Annotated in this window: 30 protein-coding genes and 1 other annotated feature; of the genes, 29 read left to right on the top strand and 1 reads right to left on the bottom strand. The window is 35.7% G+C overall.

Translation table 11 applies throughout. The features are described 5' to 3' along the window. The first annotated feature begins 72 nt into the window (after window positions 1–72). The 17 genes from D2K40_RS13615 (at window position 73) to pheA (ending at window position 14,382) form a co-directional block, all read left to right on the top strand. The gene (locus tag D2K40_RS13615; RefSeq protein WP_117156885.1) at window positions 73–981 is read left to right on the top strand and encodes an SPOR domain-containing protein; all 909 of its coding nucleotides are present in this window, start codon (window positions 73–75) and stop codon (window positions 979–981) included. 182 nt (window positions 982–1,163) lie between these two features. Then, complete coding sequence (radC, locus tag D2K40_RS13610) at window positions 1,164–1,853, top strand: RadC family protein (RefSeq protein WP_188618786.1); 690 nt, start codon at window positions 1,164–1,166, stop codon at window positions 1,851–1,853. 220 nt (window positions 1,854–2,073) lie between these two features. Beyond that, window positions 2,074–3,114 (top strand): rod shape-determining protein, encoded by a 1,041-nt coding sequence (locus tag D2K40_RS13605; protein WP_117156883.1) that lies wholly within the window; start codon window positions 2,074–2,076, stop codon window positions 3,112–3,114. Between the two features lie 14 nt (window positions 3,115–3,128). Further along, window positions 3,129–4,010 (top strand): rod shape-determining protein MreC, encoded by an 882-nt coding sequence (gene mreC, locus D2K40_RS13600; RefSeq protein ID WP_117156882.1) that lies wholly within the window; start codon window positions 3,129–3,131, stop codon window positions 4,008–4,010. Further along, complete coding sequence (gene mreD / locus D2K40_RS13595) at window positions 4,010–4,546, top strand: rod shape-determining protein MreD (RefSeq protein WP_117156880.1); 537 nt, start codon at window positions 4,010–4,012, stop codon at window positions 4,544–4,546. The genes mreC and mreD overlap by 1 nt, the downstream gene beginning before the upstream one ends. 36 nt (window positions 4,547–4,582) lie before the next feature. Then, window positions 4,583–5,269, top strand: a complete 687-nt coding sequence (gene minC / locus D2K40_RS13590; protein WP_117156878.1) for a septum site-determining protein MinC — start codon at window positions 4,583–4,585, stop codon at window positions 5,267–5,269. Further along, window positions 5,262–6,059: a septum site-determining protein MinD gene (minD, locus tag D2K40_RS13585; RefSeq protein WP_117156876.1), complete on the top strand. Its 798-nt coding sequence runs from the start codon at window positions 5,262–5,264 to the stop codon at window positions 6,057–6,059. Before minC ends, minD begins: the two co-directional genes overlap by 8 nt. A gap of 615 nt (window positions 6,060–6,674) precedes the next feature. After that, the gene (locus D2K40_RS13580; RefSeq protein ID WP_117156874.1) at window positions 6,675–7,454 is read left to right on the top strand and encodes a M23 family metallopeptidase; all 780 of its coding nucleotides are present in this window, start codon (window positions 6,675–6,677) and stop codon (window positions 7,452–7,454) included. After that, window positions 7,441–8,298 carry a M50 family metallopeptidase gene (locus D2K40_RS13575; RefSeq protein ID WP_117156872.1) on the top strand — a complete coding sequence of 286 codons (858 nt, stop codon included), beginning with the start codon at window positions 7,441–7,443 and terminating at the stop codon, window positions 8,296–8,298. The genes D2K40_RS13580 and D2K40_RS13575 overlap by 14 nt, the downstream gene beginning before the upstream one ends. 14 nt (window positions 8,299–8,312) lie before the next feature. Further along, window positions 8,313–9,776, top strand: coding sequence for a ribonuclease E/G (locus tag D2K40_RS13570; protein ID WP_117156870.1), 1,464 nt, complete (start codon window positions 8,313–8,315; stop codon window positions 9,774–9,776). A 36-nt stretch (window positions 9,777–9,812) separates the two neighbouring features. Then, window positions 9,813–9,892: a sequence feature (ribosomal protein L21 leader region), on the top strand. 16 nt (window positions 9,893–9,908) lie between these two features. Next, window positions 9,909–10,217: a 50S ribosomal protein L21 gene (rplU, locus tag D2K40_RS13565; protein ID WP_117156868.1), complete on the top strand. Its 309-nt coding sequence runs from the start codon at window positions 9,909–9,911 to the stop codon at window positions 10,215–10,217. Window positions 10,218–10,229: 12 nt separating this feature from the next. After that, window positions 10,230–10,562: a ribosomal-processing cysteine protease Prp gene (locus tag D2K40_RS13560; RefSeq protein WP_117156866.1), complete on the top strand. Its 333-nt coding sequence runs from the start codon at window positions 10,230–10,232 to the stop codon at window positions 10,560–10,562. 14 nt (window positions 10,563–10,576) lie between these two features. Next, entirely contained in the window at window positions 10,577–10,873 is a 297-nt protein-coding gene (gene rpmA / locus D2K40_RS13555) for a 50S ribosomal protein L27 (protein ID WP_117156864.1), read from the top strand. Between the two features lie 274 nt (window positions 10,874–11,147). Then, on the top strand, window positions 11,148–11,690 hold the full coding sequence (locus tag D2K40_RS13550) for a Spo0B domain-containing protein (RefSeq protein ID WP_117156862.1): 543 nt from the start codon (window positions 11,148–11,150) through the stop codon (window positions 11,688–11,690). Between the two features lie 12 nt (window positions 11,691–11,702). Continuing rightward, on the top strand, window positions 11,703–12,983 hold the full coding sequence (gene obgE, locus D2K40_RS13545) for a GTPase ObgE (protein ID WP_117156860.1): 1,281 nt from the start codon (window positions 11,703–11,705) through the stop codon (window positions 12,981–12,983). Window positions 12,984–13,049: 66 nt separating this feature from the next. Continuing rightward, window positions 13,050–13,499, top strand: coding sequence for an ACT domain-containing protein (locus tag D2K40_RS13540; protein ID WP_117156858.1), 450 nt, complete (start codon window positions 13,050–13,052; stop codon window positions 13,497–13,499). Window positions 13,500–13,512: 13 nt separating this feature from the next. Further along, complete coding sequence (pheA, locus tag D2K40_RS13535; protein ID WP_188618787.1) at window positions 13,513–14,382, top strand: prephenate dehydratase; 870 nt, start codon at window positions 13,513–13,515, stop codon at window positions 14,380–14,382. Window positions 14,383–14,415: 33 nt separating this feature from the next. On the opposite strand, the gene D2K40_RS13530 is transcribed toward pheA, so the two are convergent. Next, window positions 14,416–14,955 (bottom strand): transcription repressor NadR, encoded by a 540-nt coding sequence (locus tag D2K40_RS13530; RefSeq protein ID WP_117156856.1) that lies wholly within the window; start codon window positions 14,953–14,955, stop codon window positions 14,416–14,418. Between the two features lie 322 nt (window positions 14,956–15,277). On the opposite strand from D2K40_RS13530, the gene safA reads away from it, so the two are divergent. From safA to yajC, 12 genes are all read left to right on the top strand, one after another. Next, on the top strand, window positions 15,278–16,507 hold the full coding sequence (gene safA / locus D2K40_RS13525; protein ID WP_117156854.1) for a SafA/ExsA family spore coat assembly protein: 1,230 nt from the start codon (window positions 15,278–15,280) through the stop codon (window positions 16,505–16,507). Beyond that, window positions 16,488–17,468: a phosphotransferase gene (locus D2K40_RS13520; RefSeq protein WP_117156852.1), complete on the top strand. Its 981-nt coding sequence runs from the start codon at window positions 16,488–16,490 to the stop codon at window positions 17,466–17,468. Before safA ends, D2K40_RS13520 begins: the two co-directional genes overlap by 20 nt. 22 nt (window positions 17,469–17,490) lie before the next feature. After that, window positions 17,491–18,231, top strand: coding sequence for an NAD(+) synthase (gene nadE, locus D2K40_RS13515; RefSeq protein ID WP_117156850.1), 741 nt, complete (start codon window positions 17,491–17,493; stop codon window positions 18,229–18,231). A gap of 152 nt (window positions 18,232–18,383) precedes the next feature. Beyond that, the gene (locus D2K40_RS13510) at window positions 18,384–19,112 is read left to right on the top strand and encodes a YebC/PmpR family DNA-binding transcriptional regulator (RefSeq protein WP_117156848.1); all 729 of its coding nucleotides are present in this window, start codon (window positions 18,384–18,386) and stop codon (window positions 19,110–19,112) included. A 111-nt stretch (window positions 19,113–19,223) separates the two neighbouring features. Further along, window positions 19,224–19,553: a hypothetical protein gene (locus D2K40_RS13505; protein WP_117156846.1), complete on the top strand. Its 330-nt coding sequence runs from the start codon at window positions 19,224–19,226 to the stop codon at window positions 19,551–19,553. 233 nt (window positions 19,554–19,786) lie between these two features. Next, on the top strand, window positions 19,787–20,353 hold the full coding sequence (locus D2K40_RS13500) for a BofC C-terminal domain-containing protein (protein ID WP_229666624.1): 567 nt from the start codon (window positions 19,787–19,789) through the stop codon (window positions 20,351–20,353). Between the two features lie 166 nt (window positions 20,354–20,519). After that, window positions 20,520–21,131 carry a Holliday junction branch migration protein RuvA gene (gene ruvA / locus D2K40_RS13495; protein ID WP_117156844.1) on the top strand — a complete coding sequence of 204 codons (612 nt, stop codon included), beginning with the start codon at window positions 20,520–20,522 and terminating at the stop codon, window positions 21,129–21,131. Between the two features lie 12 nt (window positions 21,132–21,143). Further along, window positions 21,144–22,145 (top strand): Holliday junction branch migration DNA helicase RuvB, encoded by a 1,002-nt coding sequence (ruvB, locus tag D2K40_RS13490; protein ID WP_117156842.1) that lies wholly within the window; start codon window positions 21,144–21,146, stop codon window positions 22,143–22,145. Further along, a complete protein-coding gene (locus D2K40_RS13485) occupies window positions 22,142–22,342 on the top strand; it encodes a DUF2905 domain-containing protein (RefSeq protein WP_117156840.1) in 201 nt (66 codons plus the stop codon). The genes ruvB and D2K40_RS13485 overlap by 4 nt, the downstream gene beginning before the upstream one ends. 10 nt (window positions 22,343–22,352) lie before the next feature. Continuing rightward, a complete protein-coding gene (gene queA / locus D2K40_RS13480; RefSeq protein WP_117156838.1) occupies window positions 22,353–23,384 on the top strand; it encodes a tRNA preQ1(34) S-adenosylmethionine ribosyltransferase-isomerase QueA in 1,032 nt (343 codons plus the stop codon). A gap of 24 nt (window positions 23,385–23,408) precedes the next feature. Next, window positions 23,409–24,548, top strand: coding sequence for a tRNA guanosine(34) transglycosylase Tgt (tgt, locus tag D2K40_RS13475; protein ID WP_117156836.1), 1,140 nt, complete (start codon window positions 23,409–23,411; stop codon window positions 24,546–24,548). Between the two features lie 15 nt (window positions 24,549–24,563). Further along, complete coding sequence (gene yajC / locus D2K40_RS13470; RefSeq protein ID WP_117156833.1) at window positions 24,564–24,830, top strand: preprotein translocase subunit YajC; 267 nt, start codon at window positions 24,564–24,566, stop codon at window positions 24,828–24,830. Window positions 24,831–25,190 lie beyond the last annotated feature (360 nt).

Raw genomic sequence — 25,190 nt, 5'->3', positions numbered from 1 at the left:
CAAAACTCGTCTACTTTTTTATTTGAAATATGATAGAGTAAACGCAATGAAAACGGAAACGAGGGAACTTTCATGACACATAAGAACAAAATAACTGTGAAAATTAATGGTGATAAATCAACTGGTATGAATGAGGATTCTTTTCCAAATAGATCTGCTTGGTTCGAACAAGCTGCATCACTAGAAGATGATGAGAGAGAAGAGATAGATTTATTGGAAAAAGATCAGTCAACAGACTATTCTATGCCGCAAAAGCGTAAAAAAAGCAAAATCAATTCATCAAATCTTAAACTCTTTGCTCTTACAGCTTGTTGTGCAATTATTATTGCTGTAGGGTTTGGATTTATAATGTTAAAAATGTTTGTCGAAATTGATAATCAAAATGCTCTTCCGAGTAATGCTACAACAACTTCACAAACAACAGATTCGACCGAATCAACGACAACGCCTGTAGTAACAGATTCACAAGAGACAGATCTAGCAATACCAGCTTTACAAGCGTTTGTTTTGCAACTTGGTGTATTCTCTGATCAATTAAAGGCAGAAGAATGGCAAGAAAAAGTGAAAAATTCGGGTCAAGAATCTATGATCTGGGAAATAGATGGAGAGTTTCGATTATTTGCTGGTGTTAGTTCTACTAAAAAAGAGGCAAAATTCCAAGCACAACTATTACAGGAGTCTGGTCAGGATATATATGTACGTGAATGGAAGACTAGTGAGAAAACAATCGAGGTTAATGCTGAAGTAGCTGAGTGGTTACAATCATTTTCTCCTTTATGGGTAGAGACGACAGCAGGTAACTTAAATGATCAAGAGTGGGAAGAGTGGCTGAACACAGCACCTGAGGGATTATCTGACCCCTTACTTGCATTAAAAGGCAAAACAAAGACGATGTATGATTTACTTGTAACTCAAGCAAAACAAGATCAATTAATTCAAGTTCGATTATTAGAGATGTGGTATCTTTATCAAAATCTCTAATTTTCATCAATCTTACCAAAATTAAATTGATAGGTTCTAACTAGCATTAAAAATTAATTTTTTAATAAGGCTTTTTTTGTATTTAACGATGTGATTGTATTCAAAAACAAGAAAACAGTCATTTGTTTTCTTGTTTATCGATTGCTAAAATGATAGTAAATTAGCAGAGATGAGGCGGATACATGACAAATGCACATGTGACGATGAGAGATGTACCAAAACAAGATCGGCCGCGAGAAAGGTTGATTGAATTAGGAGCTAGCCACGTTTCAAATCAAGAATTACTTGCGATATTACTAGGCACTGGAACAAAAGAAGAATCTGTACAAGATCTAGCCCAAAGGGTATTGATGCATTTTGAAGGTATCAATTTATTGCGTGATTCAACTTTGGAAGAGTTAACAGCTATAAAAGGTATCGGTGTTGTAAAAGCAGTTCTCATTTTAGCAACGATTGAACTTGGCAAGCGAATGAATCAGTTAAAACCACAAGAGCGTTATGTTATACGAAGCCCTGAAGATGGCGCAAATTTTGTCATGGAAGAGATGCGGTTACTTCATCAGGAACATTTCGTAGTTCTTTTTTTAAATACTAAGAACCAAATTGTTCATCGACAAACTATATTTATTGGTAGCTTAAACGCTTCTATTGTACACCCTCGTGAAGTTTTTAGAGAAGCTGTAAAACGTTCAGCAGCTTCAATTATATGTGTTCATAATCACCCCTCTGGTGATCCCTCACCATCACAAGAAGATATCCATGTAACAAAACGCTTGGCGGAATGTGGTAAGATGATTGGCATAGAACTTTTGGATCATTTAGTAATTGGAGATCAAAAATTTGTTTCATTAAAAGAAAAAGGATACGTATAACACTATCTATTTTATATTTTTTTTCGTATAATTATATAGACGAAATTTTAATTTTGGCGCCACTATGCAAGTTTTTTCTTGTGTTTGGCGCTTATTGTTATGGTGTATTAAACCATAATAACCTTTTCGTGTTATGATATGGATAATTAATTTAAACTAAATGATTATTAAAAATTTAAGAGATGAATAATGCATCGAGAGAATAGAGAGGAAGATTGACTTGGCAGGATTGGGTTTTTCACAAGACTTAGGAATAGATTTAGGAACAGCAAATACATTGGTGTATGTTAAAGGTAAAGGGATTGTAGTGCGTGAACCCTCTGTGGTAGCGCGTAATAACTCCACAGGAGATATTGAAGCAGTAGGAAGCGACGCACGTAATATGATTGGTAGAACACCTGGTAATATCTCTGTTATTCGTCCAATGAAAGACGGTGTTATTGCAGATTATGATACAACTGCTGCTATGATGAAATATTATATTCGATTAGCACAAAAAAATCGTTCTGCTTTTGCAAGGAAACCAAATGTGATGGTTTGTGTACCATCAGGTATTACAATGGTAGAAGAACGAGCAGTTATCGATGCTGCAAAGCAAGCAGGCGCAAAAGAAGCTTATCCGATTGCAGAACCGTTCGCAGCAGCAATTGGAGCTGGTCTTCCAGTGTGGGAACCAACAGGTAGTATGATTGTTGATATTGGTGGAGGTACTACTGAAGTAGCGATTATATCTCTTGGTGGTATTGTAACAAGTCAATCGATTAGAACGGCTGGCGATGACATGGATGAATCAATTATTCAATATGTTCGTAAGAAGTATAATTTAATGATCGGTGAACGATCAGCAGAATCAATTAAAATGGACATTGGTAATGCAGGAAAACCAGTACAAAATGACGAAATGGATATAAGGGGAAGGGATTTATTAACCGGCCTTCCAAAAACAATTACCGTTAGTTCAGAAGAAATTTCAAATTCATTAAATGATACTGTTACATCAATTATTGAAGCAGTTAAAAATACATTAGAAAAAACTCCACCAGAACTAGCTGCTGATATTATGGATCGAGGTATTGTCTTGTCAGGTGGCGGTGCACTATTAAGAGGTTTGGATCAAGTGATAAGTGACGAAACAAAGATGCCTGTTTTTGTTGCAGAAGACCCACTTGACAGCGTAGCTATTGGAACTGGGAAATCATTGGATTATATTCATCATTTTAAAACACAACCAAATATCTCTTCCCGTTCCAGAATGAATTAAGAAGGTGTTACTGAATGTCTTTTTTTCGTAGAAAACGATTGTTTACCATTCTAATTGGTTTTATTATCCTTGTAGGGTTAATTGGGTTCTCATTACGTGATCGAGATGAGTTATCATCTGTTGAGCAATTTTTGCAAGATGTAGTAGGCTGGATGCAACAAGCTGTCCATACACCTGTTGAATATACGACAAATATTATATCGAATATTAATGATGTAAAAAATGTGTATCAAGAAAATCAAATATTAAAAGAGCAATTAGCACGATATCAGCGAAATTTATATGAAGTGCAAGAACTGAGAAAAGAGAATCAAGAATTAATGAGTATTCTTGATAAGGCACAGTCCGATGATATTACTGCCTTTAAGTCTATTCATGCAACCATCTCGGCTCGTAGTCCAGAACAGTGGTTTAAACAGGTGACAATTAATAAAGGGAAACAAGATGGTGTGCAGTCGAATATGGCTGTAATTACAGGAGAAGGAATGATTGGGAAAGTTCAATCTGCATCTCAGTTTACCTCGACTGTATTACTGTTAAATGGATTTGATCGATCTAATCGAATTTCTGTAAATGTTAACTTGGAAGGCGAAGAGGATGCTAGTGGATTCATTCTAGGTTATGATCAAGATAGAGAGGCATTGCTACTTGAATTTACAGATTACGAGGGGGAAATTCCTGAAGGTGAATTCGTTTTTTCATCTGGGTTAGGCGGTGTTTTTCCAAAAGGATTGGAAATTGGAGCAATTCAAGAGATGACGACTGATCAATATGGATTAACACAAGTTGCTTATGTTAAACCATCTGCAGATTTGTATAATCTAAATCATGTTATTGTTATTGATCGTAATGTGATCACATCAGATGAAGAAACGGTTGAAGAGGAGGTTGAATAATGTCACGTCTTTTTCTTCCACTTTTCTTACTGTTACTACTTGTATTGGAAGGTGTAGCACTTGATTTCATACCAAGCCAAATTATCGAAAATGATTGGATATTAGTTGCACACTGGCTTTTTATCTTCCTCGTATTAATGACATTGTTTTATGATTTAGAGCACACCTATTACTCGGTATTGTTTGCAATCATTTTTGGGTTAATGGTTGATATTGTTTACACAAATGTAATTGGCGTGTACATGTTTATGTATGGTTTTACTATCTATTTTGTTCACGGAATGAGTAAAATGTTACATACGAATTTCTTTGTTGCATTTTTATTAAGTGCTGTTGGTATCAGTGTAGTTGATTTTGGTATCTATTTGATTTACTCATTTATAGGAATTAGTCAAATGGATAGCTCAGTTTACTTCACTAATCGCCTTTTACCAAGTTTAGTAGCCAATCTGATTTTCTTCTTAATACTTTACGTATCACTGAAGAAAAAAATGGTTAAATGGTCTAAAGAACGATTTGATATAAAGAAGTCTTAATGATAGTGAAAATAGGAAGATTGAGGTGACGGAACCGTGATAACTAACAAGCAGTTAATAACGATAAAAGGAACACGAGATGGCTTAACACTATATATCGATGATACTTGTTCTTTCACGGCGGTATTAGAGGAGTTAGATCAAGTATTATCTACCGAATACACAGATGATGATGAACCAATGATAACTGTAACGATTCAACTAGGTAATCGTTATTTACATAAAGAACAAGAACAAAAGTTGCGTGATTTGATTCGAAGCAAGAAAAAGTTAGTCGTACAGACAATTGCTTCAGATGTTATTTCAAAGCAAGAAGCACTGCAGTGGAAAGCAGATAGTGAAATGAAAGTCATCACAAAAATGATTCGGTCTGGTCAAGTTTTAGATATAACAGGAGATCTACTTTTAATTGGTGATGTTAACCCAGGAGGAAAGATTACAGCAACAGGTAATATTTTTGTTCTAGGCAATCTACGAGGAATTGCGCATGCAGGCTGCCTTGGTAATCGTGAAGCTGTAATTGCATCGTCTTATATGCAACCAATGCAATTGCGTATTGCTGATTTTATTAGTCGATCACCAGATTACGAGGCGGACGGTGTGTATATGGAGTGTGGCTTTATTAATGATAACAAAGAAAAGATTGTGATCGATCGTCTTCAAGTTTTAGCACAAAAAAGACCAGATTTAAATGGGTTTGAAAGGAGAATTTTAAATGGGTGAGGCAATCGTAATTACATCGGGAAAAGGTGGGGTTGGGAAAACAACGACAACCGCTAATTTAGGAACAGCCTTAGCGTTAATGGACAAAAAAGTCTGTTTAATGGATACAGACATCGGTTTACGTAATTTAGATGTAGTTATGGGTCTTGAAAATCGGATTATCTACGATATTATTGATGTCATTCAAAAGCGTTGTAAATTAAAACAGGCTTTAATAAAAGATAAGCGATTTGACTATTTGTATCTTCTTCCAGCAGCACAAACGAGTGATAAATCTGATTTGACTCCAGATGGAATGGTAGAGATGATTACAGAATTAAAGCAAGAATTCGATTATATATTAATTGACTGTCCAGCTGGTATTGAACAGGGTTACAAAAATGCTGTTGCAGGAGCTGATAAAGCACTTGTTGTAACCACGCCTGAAAAATCTAGTGTACGTGACGCTGATAGAATCATAGGGTTGCTTGAGAAAGAAGAAATCGAATCACCACATCTTATTATTAATAGAATCAGAAATCACATGATGAAAAGTGGCGATATGTTAGATATTGATGAGATTGTTCAAATTTTATCTATTGATTTAATTGGAATTGTTGCAGATGATGACGAAGTAATTAAAGCATCAAACCATGGTGAACCTGTTGCATTTCAACCAAATACCAAGGCATCGATTGCTTACAGAAATATTGCTCGCCGTATTCTTGGTGAATCTGTTCCACTTCTATCTCTAGACGATGAGAAAGGTGTTTTCTCAAAGGTAAAAAAATTCTTTGGAATGCGTTCATAAATGTAAAAAGAGCCTGGGACAAAAGGAAATAAAGCAACATAATAACCGTACTATAATAGGCGTTAGCCTATTATAGTACGGTTATTTTTTCGGGAAGCATTATCTAGCAACTGAATATGCGAGACTCCTTGAAAATACAAACCAATTTTCTGCGTGCGATGTCAATTCAAGAAGCTTTCCTTGTCCTGTGGGAACAGCGCGAGCTGAAGATCCACTCGGGGGGTGCTTTTTGCCTCCGAGTTAGCTGAAGCCTTGCCCACGGAAAGCGAGTATATTTCAGTTGCGGTGATCGTACTTTTATTTATGAGAGAAGATTATTCGTATTTTGAGTAAAGGGATTTTATTTTGTCCAGCCTCTTTTTTAGTCTTTAATAGTAAAAGTCGCAGTTGATATAAAAAGTGTAGCCAATAATTCGGAGAAATCAGATATAATTCAATGAAATCCGGTGATCGTCGAATTAATTCCGGTGTTTGCTGAATTATCCATAAATTTGTATCGTTTTTTATTGCGCACTTTATCTTATTTTGCCATTAATAAAAGAATATATAAACTCATAATCATTTGATTTAGCTCATAGACTTGTACAAATAGCTAATGAAGGATAGTGAGGAACGATGACAAAAGATATTGAACAGGTTAGAAAAGAAATTGCAAAACGAAAGCAAAGAAAATTACCTTCAATGGCCAGTAATGGAAATAGGCCGTATAAACAGAATTTAGCTAACCATATTACACAGGATGAAGAAAAGCATGGTTATATGTCCACCTTCTACCCAACTGCTGATAAATCAGAAAACGAATCAAAGTTTTTTTCATCGGTTGCACTGAAAACAAGCATAGCGGGCATTCTTTTTTTTATAGTAGCTTTAGGAAATCAAGTAGATAGTAATCTATTAACAAAACCTAAAGAGTGGACAACGAGTGCTTTAACAGAAGAGTTCCCATTTGCTACAGTTAACCAGTGGTACCAACAAAAGTTTGGTTCACCATTTGCGCTTACTTCTCAAAATCAAATGGCAAGCATTACTGATGCACCGGTATTACCAGTTAGTGGTATGGTTAGTCAGCCATTCCAAGCAAATGGTGAAGGAGTTTGGATCACAACAGATGAGACATCCCATGTGTATGCAATGGAGGCAGGGGTTGTTCTTTTTGCGGGAAATGATAAAGAAACAAACAAAACAATTATTATTCAACATGCTGATAAAAGTGAATCCATTTATGGTAATTTATCTGATTTAAAAGTAAATCAATATCAATTCGTGAATGGTAATCAAGTTATTGGTGAATTTACTCCGACAGATACTAATGCAAGTAACCTTTATTTTGCAGTTAAAAAAGATAATCAATTTCTTGATCCAGTTAAGGTGATACAAGTTGATGAAAGTCCGTAATTATATTCCACCAATTAGCATACACCCAACACTGTGGTTAAGTTTGATTCTATCTATCTTAACTGGAACATTTATGGAAATGTTTATCATCTTTTCTATAGTCCTAATACATGAATTAGGACATTTTTTAGTAGCAACTTATTATGGTTGGAAAATTAGAAAAGTAATGCTCTGGATGTTCGGTGGGGTAATGGAAACAGATGAACACCTTAGCAGAACGTTAAAGGAAGAAACCTTGGTTACAATTGCTGGCCCTTTTCAGCACCTTGTAATATTTCTGTTATTACTAGGTATAGAACAGACTAGTTGGTTAACGCCATCCTTAATGAATTTAGCATTGCAATATAATGCTACTATATTGCTATTTAATTTATTACCGGTTTGGCCTTTAGATGGAGGGAAATTGTCTTTTATAACTTTATCGAAGTTTTTACCATTCCGAAAAGCACATGCAATCATGATCACATCTTCAATCTTTTTTATAGTAATTTTTGCTTTAGTTTTATTAGGTTTTTCTAGCTTTGTACTAAGTACATATTTATTGTTTACTTTTATCCTTTGGGAAAATCGAGTAGAATGGAAACAGAGATTTTATGTTTTTATGCGTTTTTTGTTGAAGAGGCATGAGGTCGACCAGTCAAAACATAAGGTTTTACCAATTATTGTAGAAAAAGATGCACGTTTGATTGATATTTTCTCTAAGTTTCGTCGCCAATACCGTCATGATATTTTTGTTAAGAATGATTGGCGTGTAACACACGAAGCAAATTGTTTACATGCGTATTTTAACTTAAAACAATATAGAGCTACAATAAATGATGTTAGCAGGGAAATGCAGAAATGAAATGAGGATTACTATTGATTTCACTTTTTATTAGTACACAAACAACTGAAAAAATTGCATTAGCCATAGAAAATAACGAGATCAAAGAGGTGGTAATTGATCGCCCGAGTCAACGTCAATTAGTTGGCTCTATTTTTGTTGGTAAGGTTAATAAAGTCGAGAAAGGTTTACAAGCAGCATTTATTGATATAGGTGCAGATAAATTAGGTTTCTTACAACGAAATGAACTTCCAATAGCACGAGCAAATCCAGATAAAAAAATAGAGTCCCTTATTACAGAGGGAGCCCGTATTATTGTTCAAGTAATCAAAGATGCTTATGATACAAAAGGTGCACGCTTGACAGCAAATATTACGATTCCGGACCAGTCAATAGTCTATCTTCCTTACGGTAATTACATTGCCGCATCAAAGAAATTGGAAGGCGATTCTGGTAAAGAGAAGAAGAATCTAATTGAAAAACTTCGTAATGATAGAGAAGGTGCAATTATCCGAACTGCAGCAGTCGCTTATTCAGATAAAGAAATTGAACAGACCTTTCTGCATCTTCGTAAGCGATGGATACATTTAGAAAAAATAAGTAGGAAATCAAAAGTACCAAGTTGCTTACACTATGACGCACCAGTATTGGACCGTTTCATTCGAAAATTCTCCCCAAGAGAGATAGAGCATATCTATATAGATGATCCAAGTATTGCGAAAGATTTACGTGATCGTTATCTATATCTCGAAGCACCAATAACTTGGGAAAGAAAACTTGAAAAACATTTACCAAAAACAATCAATCAAGTATTAGATGAGATTGTACAACCTAAGGTCGAAGCTAACAATGGTGTTAGTATATATATAGAAGAAACTGAAGCGATGACGATCATTGATGTTAACTCAGGAGGGTATACCGGAAAAACAGATAAGGCTCGAACACACTTGCAAGTAAATATCTCTGCTGCACGCCTAATTGCAAGACAAATGAGACTGCGAAATTTATCTGGTATTATCATTATTGATTTTATAGATATGAAAAGTTCTTCAGATGAAAGAAAGGTAATGGATGTACTGAAAAAAGAGCTTATTGATGATCCAATCCGATCTGAAATTTATGGGTTTACAAGACTAGGGTTATTAGAAATAACACGTAAAAGGGAAGCCCCCCCTCACAGTAAATTATTAATAGGAGCAGAAGATTCAAATCGGACAAAGTATGCTAATTTAACTTATGTGTACGCACTAGAACGCGAATTATTTTCTTATATTAACTCGGATGTGGAATCGTTATTTGTAGAAATTAATCCAACAATTTATAAATTGTGGCAGCAGCAAGTTGACCTAGTTAAATTAAAAGAAATGATGCATTATTCTTTATACATGTATAGCACAAAAAAAGTTGCATCATATAAGATTAAGTTAGCTGGTAGTAGTGAATTAACAGAAGATTATCTAGCGATGAATTCACACTTGCTAGTTGACAAAGAGTTCTAATTCATGATAATATCAATACGTTATTCATTGTAGCACCCGCTGCTACAACCGCACAGAACAGGTAAATTTTAAGTCGTCTTATTACGACACCTGTTATGGCGAGTCTGAGTTTTTGAAGGAGGTGCAAGCAGTATGTATGCTATTATTGAAACTGGTGGTAAGCAAGTTAGAGTTGAAGAAGGTCAAGCTATCTATGTAGAAAAATTGGAAGCTGGATCTGGTGAAGATGTAACTTTTGACAAAGTTCTTTTTGTAGGTGGAGATGACGTTAAAGTTGGTGCTCCATATGTAGAAGGTGCTTCAGTTGCGGCTAAAGTTGAAAAACAAGGTCGTCAGAAAAAAGTCACAGTTTACAAATTCAAAGCTAAAAAGAACTATCATCGTAAACAAGGTCATCGTCAGCCATATACAAAAGTAACAATTGAAAAAATCAATGCGTAAGGTTGATTTGTGATGATTAAGGTTATGATTTATCGTAAACTAAACACTAAAATTTATGCTTTTGAACTGAGTGGACATGCAGAGAGTGGCCCAGCAGGTCATGATTTAGTTTGTGCTGCTGTGTCTGCTGTCTCATTTGGATCCGTTAATGCAGTGATAAAGCTTTGTGAGATTGAACCAATTATTGATCAAGGTGGCGAAGGCGGTTATCTATATGTCGAGATTCCTGAGCAATTAGAAGAAGCTGCTCGTGAGCGTGCTGAATGGTTGTTAGAAGGAATGTTTGTCTCATTAGAAACAATCGAACGTGATTATGGTCAATATATAGCTATCAATCAAAAATAAGGAGGTGCAAACCGATGTTACGTTTAGATCTTCAGTTTTTCGCTTCGAAAAAAGGTGTAGGTAGTTCAAAGAACGGTCGTGATTCAGAATCAAAACGTCTTGGTGCAAAACGTGCCGATGGGCAATTTGTTACTGGTGGATCAATTCTTTATCGCCAACGTGGAACAAAAATTTATCCTGGTAACAACGTAGGACGTGGTGGAGACGACACACTTTATGCTAAAATAGATGGTGTTGTTCGTTTCGAACGTGTGGGACGTAATCACAAAAAAGTGAGTGTATACCCATTACCAGTAACGCAAGAAGCTTAATAGAAATGATAAAAGACTCTAGCCTGATTAGTAGGCTAGAGTCTTTTTTGAGATAATAAGAAGTATAAAATAGTGGTGATTCACTAAAATTAGAAAGAGTTTTGGTTCAAAAATAGCTCATGTTTTTTGAATGAAAAGAAAGATTAGTACACATTAGAATGATGTTTTCCTAACCAATAATCTAGGGTTAATTTCATAAACACATGAAATTAACTCTATTAACTTTCACCCGCTTCGCTTTTTTGCTATAATTTCAATAACGATAAAAGAGGCGGTGACTAATATCGAAGAAGAAGACGTTGTTACGTTGTTACGTCATTATCGACATGATTGGATGAATGAATTACAACTTATCATGGGATATGCACAAATGGGAAAGCTAGATACCGTACAAAAAAAGATACAACAAAGTGTAGAAAAAGCAGAATCTGACCGAAAATTGCAAAACCTTCCATTACCTAAAACTGTCATCTGGGTCATGCAGTTTAACTTTCGTTTTGATAATTTTCGATTGAAATATAATATTGATGCGAATGAGAAGCTTGCGATTGATGACCAAAGACTATATGATCAGTTAGAAAGAATAATGGAGATTTTTACTTCATTCGGAATGAAAACAGAGATGTACCATGGTACAATGAACATTCAACAGTTAAATCAGCAACAATTAAAGGTACAGCTTTCTTTTTCTGGTATTATTGAAAGATCAAAAGAGTTAAAAAATCAAATAGAACACTCTGACGAATTAATAGATGTTGATATACAACAAAGTCAGCATGATCACGAAATTTATACCGTGACATGGATAGGTGAATGAAGAGGTGACAGGATGTTTGTCGATCAGGTAAAAGTTTATGTTAAGGCTGGCGATGGCGGAGATGGATTAGCAGCTTTTCGTCGTGAAATATATGTACCAATGGGTGGTCCTGCTGGTGGAGATGGTGGGAATGGTGCCGATGTTATTTTTGAAGTCGACGAAGGATTAAATACATTAATGGACTTTCGTTATCAACGACACTTTAAAGCAAAACGTGGAGAAAATGGTATGAGTAAGGGGCAACACGGTAAAAACTCTGCACCAATGGTTTTAGCAGTTCCTCCAGGTACAACAGTTCGTGATGAAGCAACTGGTGAAGTTTTAGCTGATTTGGTTGAACACGGCCAGCGTGGAGTTATTGCGAAAGGTGGACGAGGTGGACGTGGAAATATCCGTTTTGCCACGCCAAAAAATCCAGCTCCAGAACTAGCAGAAAAAGGGGAGCCGGGTATTGAACGGGACATCATTATTGAATTAAAACTAATTGCTGACGTTGGCCTTGTTGGTTTTCCGAGTGTAGGCAAGTCAACGTTGTTATCGGTTGTTAGTGCAGCAAAACCTAAGATTGCGGATTATCACTTTACAACGTTAGCGCCTAATTTAGGTGTGGTTGAAACAGAAGATCAAAGAGCCTTTGTTATGGCTGATCTACCTGGCCTAATAGAAGGTGCACATGAAGGGATTGGTTTAGGTCACCAGTTCTTGCGACACGTTGAAAGAACACGTGTAGTCGTTCATGTAATTGATATGGCTGGGACAGAAGGCAGAGATCCTTATGAGGATTTTAAGACTATTAATAAAGAGTTACATGAATACGACACAACCATATTAGAACGCCCACAAATTATTGTGGCAAATAAAATGGATATTCCAGAAGCAAATGAAAACTTAGAAATTTTCAAAGAACAAATTGATGGTAAGTATCCAATTTATCCAATTTCAACCGTAACACGAACAGGTTTACGTGAGCTCTTATTTGCTATTGCTGATACATTGGCGACGGTACCTAAAAATGCAAAACCTGTTGAAGAGGCACCGGAACATATTGTTTATCGTTTTCAAGAGGAAGCACCAGCCTTTCAGATCACCCGTGATCCAGATGGCGCTTATGTATTATATGGTGAAAAAATCGAAAAGTTATTCAAAATGACTGATCTTAATCGCGATGAATCTGTACAACGTTTTGCTCGACAATTACGTGGAATGGGAGTAGACGAAGCATTAAGGAAAAAGGGAGCCGAAGATGGCGATACAGTTAGGTTACTGAAATATGAATTTGAGTTTATCGAATAACTAACGCTAGATATTTATAACCTATTCTTTCAATTTATAAGGTTTTCATAAAGGGGATTGTTTTTAATGACGGAATACGAAGGGAAGTTTTATTTAATACGAAGTGATTTTCTTCCCGAATCGATGCGAAAAACATTAGAAGCGAAAGAGTTAATTGAACGGGGGAAAGTGGAGTCAGTTTTTGAAGCGGTAAATCAAGTAGGTATTTCTCGAAGTGCATTTTATAAATATCGTGATGCTGTTTTTCCGTTTCAAACTATGACAGAAGAGCGCATTATTACGCTTTTTTTTCATTTAGAAGATCGTTCTGGAACTCTGTCTAATCTTTTAGCTACTGTCTCAGAAGCAGGGGGAAACATCTTAACAATTCATCAAACAATCCCTATTCAAGGTAGAGCTAATGTAACAATCTCATTAAATACTAAGAACATGAAAATTGAATTTGAAAGGTTATTTGATCAGTTAGAACAACTTGAATTTATTGATAAAGTAGAGATTCTAAGTTCGGGTGTATAGAGAACTGGGGGAAATGATTGTGACCACAAAGGTTGGGTATTTAGGACCTAAAGGAACTTTTACAAAAATTGCAGTAGACGCGTTATTTAGTGGGGAAGAAAAACAGAGCTATATGACAATTCCAGAATGTATTGATGCTGTAAAACATGGCCATGTAACTTACGGTGTTTTGCCATTAGAAAATGCCCTGGAAGGTACAGTGAATGTAACCTTAGACTATCTTATTCAATATAAAATGTTAAAAATCGTTAGTGAGGTAGTTGTTCCAATTCGCCAACATTTAATGGTTCATCCGGATCATCGAGATGATTGGAAAGATATCACTACTATTTACTCACATCCACACGCAATAGCACAATGCCATCGATTTCTGCATAATGGAATGAAACATGTTCCAACTGAAACATTTACTTCTACAGGTGCAGCTGCACAGTATGTGAGCGAACACCCTGAATCTAAATTTGGAGCTATTGCAAACACTCTAGCAGCAACAGAATATGGGCTTGATATTGTTAAAGAAAACATTCATGACTTCAGCAATAATCATACGCGCTTTGTTGTGTTACATAAAAATGACATACAATGGAGTTCACCAAGACTTGAATCAAAAGGCTATAAGACTACATTAATGATTTCATTACCAACGGATCATGCTGGTGCCCTGCATCAGGTATTGTCGGCATTTGCGTGGCGTAAAATTAACTTATCAAAAATAGAATCACGCCCAATGAAAACTGGATTAGGGAATTATTATTTTCTAGTGGATGTAGAACAAAAAATGGATGACATCTTAATTCCAAATACAATTGCAGAAATAGAAGCATTAGGTTGTTCAGCTGAAGTGCTCGGAAGTTACCCATACTTTATATGTGAAAATGTATAACAAAAAAAGCAGCGAATTTATTTTGCTGCTTTTTTAATTTTCAATAATGATTCCTAGCTGTTGCAACTTTTGATAGGCTTCTTCTAATTGAGCATTCGTATCGGCTTCAATCGTATGCAAATGTACACCATTTGTTAATTCTAATAAATAAGGTGCATTTGTTGCACGAACCTTCTCAATGAATTGTTTAACTTCGCGCCTATTACTAACCATAATAGAAGCTTTTAAATCACCGTATACAGGATGTTCAATAATGACATCTTTAACAGTAACCCCTTGATCTACCATGCATTCTAGCTCTTCTTGTGTTTGTTCAGGTCCATGATTACAAGCAATTAGGCGTTGCTGTCGTTCATTTGAGTGTTTTTTTTCTAAATAAACATAACCTTGACTAGTAGCCATAATTGGATGGTCTTTTGCTTTTAATAAAGAAATATCTTGTACAATAACTTGCCTGCTTACATTTGCTCTGTCAGCCAAATCTGTACCAGTAAGTGGTTGATTCTCTTCTTGTAACCATTGTAAGATTGCATTTCTTCGTTCTGATCCAATTAATTTCTTTGTTTTACTCATAAAATTATCCTCTCTTACTAAATTTCAATGTTCTCTTAAGTATTTACTATATTTTCGCATATTTGTATCGCTTTTACTAGATGGAGTTGATGTGCTTTTTGATATTTATTAAAAAGCAATTTCTTATAAGTTAAATGCAGTAAATTCATTGATCTTTATGCATGCAGAAGGTTTTCACTACATATATGTAGTGAGGGCTTTTTTAAAAATTTTATTAGATATTTAATCAACTTTCTGGGTTAATCGCATATGTTGATAATGAATTACACTGTTAAATGCCCAATTCACTAAGTGTTTAAAATAAAGGAAGGAGTTTTATGAGTTGAAAATTCATATTGTACAAAAAGGCGATACGTTGTGGAATCTTGCCAAGAAATATGGGGTAAGCTTTGAAGAAGTGAAGCAATTAAATGCACAATTAGCAGACCCAGATCAAATTATGCCTGGAATGAAAATTAAAATTCCAACTAATACGAAGCAAGTGCAGAAAAAACCGACTAATGACAAGACGATGCATCCGTATAAAGACACAACAAAAAAAGCACAACCTGTGATCCAAGAGGACGATGTTAAAAAGACAACTCCAGTAAAAAAACAAATGCCAGAAAAGACCATGATGCAACCTGAAAAGCCAAAAATGGAAGCTCCACAGCCAACACAACCAATAGAATTGCCGAAATTACCTAATTTTTATTCAAACAATTACAACATTGATGTTGATATCGATGATAATGATTTGGAAATCAACCAACATTCCACACAGCAAACGTATCATGCGCCACAGCCACAACAACCGGCTCAATCTCAGCCAATACAGCAGCCTATGATGCCGATATACTGTTTTATGCACCCATGCATGCCAATGCATCCAATGCCGACCCAAATGCAACCAATGCAGCATACCCCACCTTGTGGGCCAATGCCAATGCAACAGCCAATGATAGATCCTTGTGTGCAATTTCAATCACCGGATAGTTTTATGCCGATGCAAGAAGGTGCTATGCCATATCAAGGAGATGAAGATCTGGAATCATCTAGTGTAGATGTACCACCACCGCCAATGCAAGATCAATCAAAGCAAAATAAACATTACGAATGGAACATGAATCCAAATAATAATTCCAATATGTATAATATGCCGCAAAGCGCAGCAAATGATTCTATGATGCCAAATTTACCTGGAAATGAAATGAATCAGATGCCAGGTATGTCGATGCCACATGATATGGAACCTGGAATAAATATGCCTTATTATCCAACGCAAGAAGGGGCTCAACCAAATATGGAAGGCCCAGCTGAAGGAAATATGTCGCCATATATGGGAGGCCCAATGCAAGGAGATATGCCGCCGTATTTGGGAGGCCAAATGCAAGGGAATATGCCACCGCATATGGGAAGTCCGATGCAAGGGAATATGCCACCGCATATGGGAAGTCCAATGCAAGGAAATATGCCACCGTATATGGGAGGCACAATGCAAGGAATGACACCACCAATGGGAACATCACCTTATCCTTTTCGGATGAATCGTGATGAAGAGGATAATGAATAGCAAGTCTCGAGACGATTCAATTAAGAGTCGTCTCGCTTCTTTTTTACAACAAGAAGGCGGGATGATAATTGTTTTAATAAAGCAAATTAAATATCCTATTTTCAAAATAACAACTGACAGTAACAAATCCTTTGTTTTAAAAGGCTATAAACAGTTTGAAACAATTAAAAAGCAATGGCTCTTTTTTTCACATATAGAAGAATCGTGTATAGTAGGTTTCAACAAATTTCCCAATCAAAAGAAGTATATAAAAGGATTTGGTTACTATTGGGTTTTACAACCTTATATAGTAGCGAACCGCCTTGATTATAATAAGGAAGTTGATCGTGTAGCTGCTTGGAAAACAATTGATCGATTTCATACTGTTATTAATGGGTTAAGTATTTCAAGTATTACAAGTAAAATAAGTATTCAGGAAAAATGGCAGAAAAGATTAGATAAGTGGCGACAATCTAAAGTAGTTTTGGAAAAATATAATAATTTAGCATTGTATGTGGAAATAGAGCAATTAATGTTAGATAGAATAAACTATTATCAACTACTTAATCAACCAAAAATTGAAGAAAAAAGCTTATACCGATCAAATTGGATTCATGGAGATGTTGCTTCTCATAATTTTTTGAGAGATAATAGTAATAATATATATATGATTGATTTTGATTTAGTTGCTCAGGCTCCATCATTATATGACTACATGCAATTGGGGCAACGGTTCATACCTTATATTGAGTATGATCTGGACCGTTTGTGCACATACATAGATAGGTGCTCCCTAGAAGATTGGCGATTGTTATTAATCGGTATTTCTATCCCAACTGACTTAATTCGGGAGTGGTGGTATTATATGATGCATCCCCGTACGGATAAGCAAGTTAGAGCATATATTCAAGAATTCTCAGAGGCTTGGGAACTAAGAAAAAAGTTTGTTGCTGATGTTGATGCTATGATAAAATTTTCATAAAAAACTAGAGGGGGATAATATCATGCAAGAAAAAGTAGAAGGGCTTGTACAATGGTTAAAAGATCAAATAGAAGAAACTGGTGTAAAAGGATTAATGGTAGGAGTAAGTGGTGGAATTGACTCTGCTGTTGTAGCGAATTTAATTAAAAGAGCAGCTCCAGATTCCTCACTAGGTGTTATGATGCCTTGCAATAGTAACCCACAAGATTTAGAACATGCTCAAAAAGTAGTAGATGCTGCCGGTATTGATAGTTTAACTGTTGATTTATCAATGACACATAATACAATGTTTACAGAAATAACCAGTCAGTTAAGACAAGAAGATATACTTAATCCTGATCAACAACAGTTGGCAGATGCTAATTTACGCGCACGTTTACGTATGAGTACATTATATGCAATAGCAGCAAATCATCAGTATTTAGTTGTTGGTACTGATAACGCAGCAGAATGGTATACAGGTTATTTTACTAAATTTGGTGACGGTGGAGTGGACTTAGTACCGTTAGTACATCAAACAAAAGGGGAAGTAAGGGAATTAGCAAAAGTATTGGGTGTACCTGATGAAATTATTAATAAAGCCCCAAGTGCAGGTCTATGGGAAGGTCAGACAGATGAGAATGAAATGGGAACAAGTTATGACATTATTGATAAATATTTAAAAGGGGAAGAGATTCCTGCTAAAGATAAGGAAATAATTGAGAAGATGCATCACAGAACGGCTCATAAACGAAAAATAGCAGCGGCCCCTGATAAATTTTAAAATGTAAAAGATGAAATCCTTTGTTAAAAACAGAGGATTTTTCGTTTGTTTTTAATAAGAAAAAAGGTATGTTATAGTGAAAAATGTGCCAATGTTGAACGTATAATTTAAAAATAAATAAGGGATTGCAGAAGAGAGGAGTAAGCGAAAAGATGGCAGGTCACTCTAAATGGAAGAATATTCAAAAAAGAAAAAATGCACAGGACGCAAAAAAGGGTAAAGTATTTATGAAAATGGCTAAAGAAATTTTTGTTGCAGCGAAACAAGGTGGAGGAGATCCAGAAATGAACCCTTCATTACGTTTAGCAGTTGATAAAGCTAAAGCAAATAATATGCCAAATGATAATATTGATCGCGCTATAAAAAAGGCTACTGGAGATTTAGATGGTGCAAATTATGAGGAAGTAATTTATGAAGGATACGGTCCTGGTGGTGCAGCCATTATGGTTGAATTGTTAACTGATAATAAAAATAGAGCAGCATCGGATGTCAGGCATGCTTTTACAAAACAAGGTGGCAATTTAGGTGAAAATGGCTGTGTAGCATTTATGTTTGATCGAAAAGGTTATATTGTGATTGAAAGAGCAACAACTAGTGTAGATGAAGATACGATGCTTCTAGGAGCAATAGAAGCCGGTGCTGAAGAAATGGAAACTAGTGAAGATGTATTTGAAATTTACACCGAACCAGAAAATTTTCAAGATGTTAAAGAAGCACTATTAGGAGACGGATATGAATTGGAAACAGCTGAAGTTACCATGTTTCCACAAACGTATGCAGAACTATCAGAATCTGATTTTAATAAAATGACCGAATTAATTGACAAACTAGAAGATTTAGAAGATGTACAAGAGGTTTTTTATAATGTAGAAATTGAATAATATCAATAATTTTGTGAAAATCTAATAATAAAAATAATTTTTTGAAATTATTAGTTTCTAATTCAAGTAATTTAGAATATAATAGTTAAAAACATATTAGAGGTGTCTTAGATGGCAGAAGCAAATGATAATGAAGCATTTCATGGTCAATCTGCAGAGGAAAGAGAGAAAGCACTTGAACTTTTAAGTCATTTTGTCAATGATGAAAAAGATTATTATGTAATTTACAAAAAAACAAATCAAAGAGTAAAACGTGAATTAAAATTTAATCAAGTAAAAGAACTAAAGAATAACAAATTCGCAATTGCAATGCATCATGAAGATGTGCATGATTCGGTTTGTTATTATAGTGGTGAAGAGGTTATTCTTGATCATAATGAAATTTATGACGTACATGTTATTGATCCAGAAGAATATGATTTTGTTGTGTATACCGACTAAACTAATGGTCGGTATTTTATTTTGAGGTCGGGGAACTGAAGGACATTTTGTTCAAGGATATTCATTATCGCACTACTAATATATTCTTATCTATTCCCCTCCTTATGAGAACAAATTAAAATGAAACTATTTTCTTAGATAAATAATGGATAAAAATCATCCTTTTTGGTCAGACTTATGAAGAAAAGACAATACTACAAGTCTATAAGTCCTTTTGACTGGGGTGATAAGAAGTGCAAACAAAAATCCTTTATGTTGGATTAGCTATTAGCCTCTTAATTACAGGAGGTTTAGCGAATAAGGTAGTACAGCAAAATAATGAGATTGCCCAATACAAACAGCCATCAGAAGTAGCTTCAACGATAGAACAAGCGGGTGTCAATCAACCACTTGTTTTAGAAGTAACCTTACAAAAACAATATGTTGATGGAAAAATAGCAGAAGAAACACACGAAGAAACGATTGGAGCAATGGAAGACTTTTGGGCAAATTATCAAGGTTGGCAATTAATTGAGCAAGAAACAGGTGCGATGACTTTCAGAAAAAATGTTAATGATATTTCTCCTTATCTTAAAAAATATGGATATTTTGGTCTGCAAGATGGTAAGTTATCCATTTTTGAAGGCAAGCCAACCCATGATCAAGTCATTCAATCCTTTTATCAAATTGATACTGATATGTTAGAAAGTATGAGACGAGAAGAATTAGAGAATGGTATTAAAATTAATTCAAAAGAAACCTATTTAGAAACTTTAGAAGTATATAGAGATCTTTCGCCAACAAAACAAGTGCAAGGCTAAACAAGCAAAGTGCGTGATTACTTTGCTTGTTTTCTCTTTTATATATCATTATTTAACATATACTACCTATCTTTATACTAAAAAACTACTTGTATGCGAACATACGATTGTATGGTAAAATGGATATCATATATTATATAGTGGGTATAGATGGGGAGAGATAGTGATGATTGCTTACATAAATGGTAAACTAGAAACAGTGACAGAAACAACAGCTGTTATTGAAGCAAATGGTGTGGGCTATGAGATTATTTGTGCAAATCCATTTCGATTTCAAGACCAATTAGGTGAAATTGTACGTATTTATACGTATCATTATGTTCGGGAGGATACACAAACGTTATTTGGTTTTTCTAAAGTTGAAGAAAAAACATTATTTGCTAGAATATTAAATGTATCTGGTATTGGTCCTAAAGGTGCTCTGTCAATTGTGGCGACAGCAGGAGTGAAAGATTTCGTTGTTGCTATTGAAGAGGAGAACGAAAAATTCCTAACAAGCTTTCCTGGTGTAGGTAAGAAAACAGCCCGTCAAATGATTTTGGATTTAAAAGGAAAATTACCATTTGAATTTGATGTATCAGCTGATTCTAACGATTCAGAAACAGTCAAGGTTAGCGCAGATCAAATAAAAGCATTAGATGAAACTGTAGAAGTACTAAAATCACTAGGATATTCTGATCGTGAAATAAAGCATATTACGCCGACTTTGAAACAAGTTACATCAACAAATACTGATGAATTAGTGCGAAAAGGCTTGGCATTACTCATGCAAAAATAGAGGGGTGAAAACATGGAAGAACGTATGATTTCAAGTGAATTACAAGAGGTAGATACTTCAATCGAACTAAGTCTACGCCCCTCCACATTGGCTCAATACATTGGACAGCATAAAGCAAAAGAAAATTTAGCTATTTTTATTGAAGCGGCAAGACTTAGACATGAGCCTTTAGACCATGTTCTATTATATGGACCACCAGGATTGGGAAAAACAACAATGGCTTCGATTATTGCAAATGAAATGGGTGTACAATTTCGAACAACTTCCGGACCTGCAATTGAACGTGCAGGAGACTTGGCAGCGATCTTATCATCGTTAGAGGCTGGGGATGTTCTATTCATCGATGAGATACATCGTTTACCTCGCTCTGTTGAGGAAATTCTATATCCAGCAATGGAAGATTTCTGTCTGGATATTGTCATCGGTAATGGTTCTTCAGCTCGCTCTGTTCGGCTAGATTTGCCACCATTCACATTAGTTGGAGCTACAACGAGGGCAGGTCTCTTAACAGCACCACTGCGTGATCGTTTCGGCGTACTAAGTCGTTTAGAATTTTATGAAACCAATGATTTATGTGAGATTGTCGAACGAACAGCAACGATTTTTGAGGTGACAATTGAAAAACAAGCAGCAGTTGAGATTGCTAGAAGATCGCGTGGCACCCCGCGTATTGCCAATCGTTTGTTAAAGCGAGTACGTGATATATCCCAAGTTCGAGGTGAAACAGAAATAACACTTGAAACAACAAAAGAAGCACTGAAAATGTTACAAGTCGATCAATCGGGATTAGATCACATTGATCATAAGTTATTAAAAGGTATTATTGATGCATTTCAAGGTGGACCAGTTGGATTAGATACTCTAGCTGCAACAATTGGAGAGGAATCACAGACAATTGAAGATGTCTATGAACCTTTCTTACTACAAATGGGATTCATTCAACGAACCCCAAGAGGACGTCTTGCAACTGCTAAAGCTTATCAGCATTTGAACAGGGAGGTACCAAACTCTTGACCGATTTTGGGAAAATGCTTATTGTTATAGGGGTTATACTTATTATAATTGGTCTATTATCAGGAAGTATTGGTAAACTACCTGGTGATATTAGTTTTAAAAAAGGAAACTTCTCTTTTCATTTTCCGATTATGACATCTATTGTAGTAAGTGTAATTTTATCACTTATTTTGTTTATTATAAGTAAGTTTCGTTAAGGAGTGTACCATGAATATAAAAGATTTTGATTTTGATTTACCAGAAAAATTAATTGCACAAACACCATTAAAAGATCGTACCGCTTCACGTTTATTGGTAATGAATCGAAAAGAAAGATCAATTGAACATCGGACGTTTGCAGATGTTATTAATTATTTAGAAGATGGCGATTGCTTAGTGTTGAATGACACAAAAGTACTGCCAGCCAGATTGTACGGTAGTAAGAAAGATACTGGTGCAAAAATAGAAGTTTTGTTATTGCATCAGCAAGATGAAGAAGATGTCTGGGAAGTTTTAGTTAAACCAGCGAAAAAAGTGAAACAGGGAACTGAAATCACTTTTGGAAATGGTAATCTACGAGCTGTTTGTATTGGGCAAAAGGAACACGGAGGTCGAATAGTTAAGTTTTCATATAAGGGTATTTTTCTAGAAGTATTAAATGAACTAGGAGAAATGCCGCTTCCCCCGTATATAAAGGAACAGTTACCTGATCAGGAACGCTATCAAACGGTTTATGCCAGGGAACAAGGATCGGCAGCTGCACCGACAGCTGGATTGCACTTTACTGAAGAACTTTTAGAAGAAATCAAAGCCAAAGGTGTAAAAATTGCCTTCTTAACACTACATGTTGGATTAGGTACATTTCGACCGGTGAGTGTTGATACGGTTGAAGAACATGATATGCATGCTGAGTTTTATCAGATGTCCCAAGAGACAGCAGATACAATTAACCAAGTGAAACGTAATAATGGTAAAGTGATATCAGTCGGAACAACATCTACACGAACTTTAGAAACGATTGCACGTGATCATGATGGAGCAATTGTTGCTGCTAGTGGGTGGACAGATATTTTTATATATCCACCATATACTTTTCGTGCTATTGATGGATTAATTACTAATTTCCACTTACCAAAGTCAACACTTGTTATGTTAGTTAGTGCGTTAGCAGATAGAGATTTTGTGCTTGAAGCTTACAAACAAGCTGTAAAGAAAGAATATCGATTTTTTAGTTTTGGCGATGCAATGCTAATTATATAAATATAGAACAAGAAGGGAAAAAACATGGCTGCAATAACGTATGAATTAATTAAAACATGTAAACAGACTGGCGCAAGATTGGGGAAGGTGCACACACCACATGGTTCATTTGAAACACCAATGTTTATGCCAGTAGGGACACTTGCGACTGTTAAAACAATGAGTCCAGAAGAATTAGAAGAGATGGGTGCAAAAATAATTTTATCAAATACTTATCATCTCTGGCTTCGACCTGGTGAAGATATTGTTAAAGAAGCAGGTGGCTTACACAAATTTATGAACTGGGATGGAGCAATCCTAACCGATTCTGGAGGCTTCCAAGTATTTAGTTTAAGTGATTTACGTGAAATTGAAGAGCAAGGAGTACATTTCCGTAATCACATTAGTGGTGAAAAGTTATTTTTGTCACCAGAAAAGGCAATGGATATCCAAAATGCATTAGGTGCAGATATTATGATGGCATTCGATGAGTGTCCACCGTATCCAGCAGAACATAAATACATGAAAGATTCAGTAGAACGGACAAGCAGATGGGCTGAACGTTGTTTACAGGCTCATCAGCGTCCACATGATCAAGGGTTATTTGGAATTATTCAGGGTGGAGAATATGAAGATCTTCGTCGACTTAGCGCGAATGACTTAACATCACTTGATTTTCCTGGTTATGCAATTGGTGGGCTTTCCGTTGGTGAGCCAAAAGATGTTATGAATCGTGTATTAGAATTTACAACACCAATGCTACCAAATGGAAAACCTCGTTATTTAATGGGTGTTGGTTCACCTGACTCATTAATTGATGGTGCTATACGAGGGATTGATATGTTTGATTGTGTACTTCCAACTCGAATTGCGCGTAATGGTACTTGTATGACTTCAAATGGACGTGTGGTAATACGTAATGCAAAATATGCACGTGATTATTCACCAATTGATCCAAATTGTACTTGTCATACATGTCGAAATTATTCTCGTGCCTATATTCGTCACCTGGTAAAAGCAAATGAAACGTTCGGTTTTCGACTTACTACTTATCATAACTTGTTTTTTCTGTTAAACTTAATGGAGCAAGTCCGCGAAGCGATAAGAGAGGATCGTCTTGGCGATTTCAGAGAGGCATTCTTTGAACAATATGGGTTTAATAAACCTGATGCTAAAAACTTTTAGAAGGAGGGGAACATTTTGGAACTAATCGCAACAATATTTCCGTTTATTTTGATGTTTGTGATCTTTTATTTCCTTTTAATTCGACCACAACAAAAACGTCAAAAACAAGTAAAACAGATGCAATCAGATCTTCAAAAAGGTGATAAAATCGTTACAATCGGTGGTATGCATGGAACTGTACATGCAATCGATGAAGATACGATCGTTATTGAAGTTGGTGGAACGAAGCTTACATATGATCGTTCAGCAGTTAGAGATGTCGTGACACAAACACAAGCATAATCCAATATAGAAGAAGACAGTACATTGAAAATGAACTGTCTTCTTTTTGTTTGTTGTTTTCTAAAAGATTGCTATTTAATACTAAGTTTCTATAAACTCCGCCGTAAAATTCTAACCCGCTACGTCAACAGATGGTTTTGGTGGGACGAGTAATCGCAGTCCCAAATGGATTCCCTTTCCGTGGGCTCAGTCTCAGCTAACTTGGTAAAGAAAACCACTTCACCAAGTGGATCGTGCGCCCGGCATGAGTTATAACTAGGTGGTGAAAGTCCACCACAGACTTGGCAGTAGGAACTGTTAGTGAAAGGCAAGGGTGTCTATCGTGAGATAGAATCTGAAGGAAGCCGGACACAAAATCCC

The sequence above is a fragment of the Paraliobacillus quinghaiensis genome (genome assembly GCF_003426025.1).
Taxonomy (GTDB): domain Bacteria; phylum Bacillota; class Bacilli; order Bacillales; family Amphibacillaceae; genus Paraliobacillus_A; species Paraliobacillus_A quinghaiensis.
This window is presented reverse-complemented; position numbering and strand designations above follow the sequence as displayed.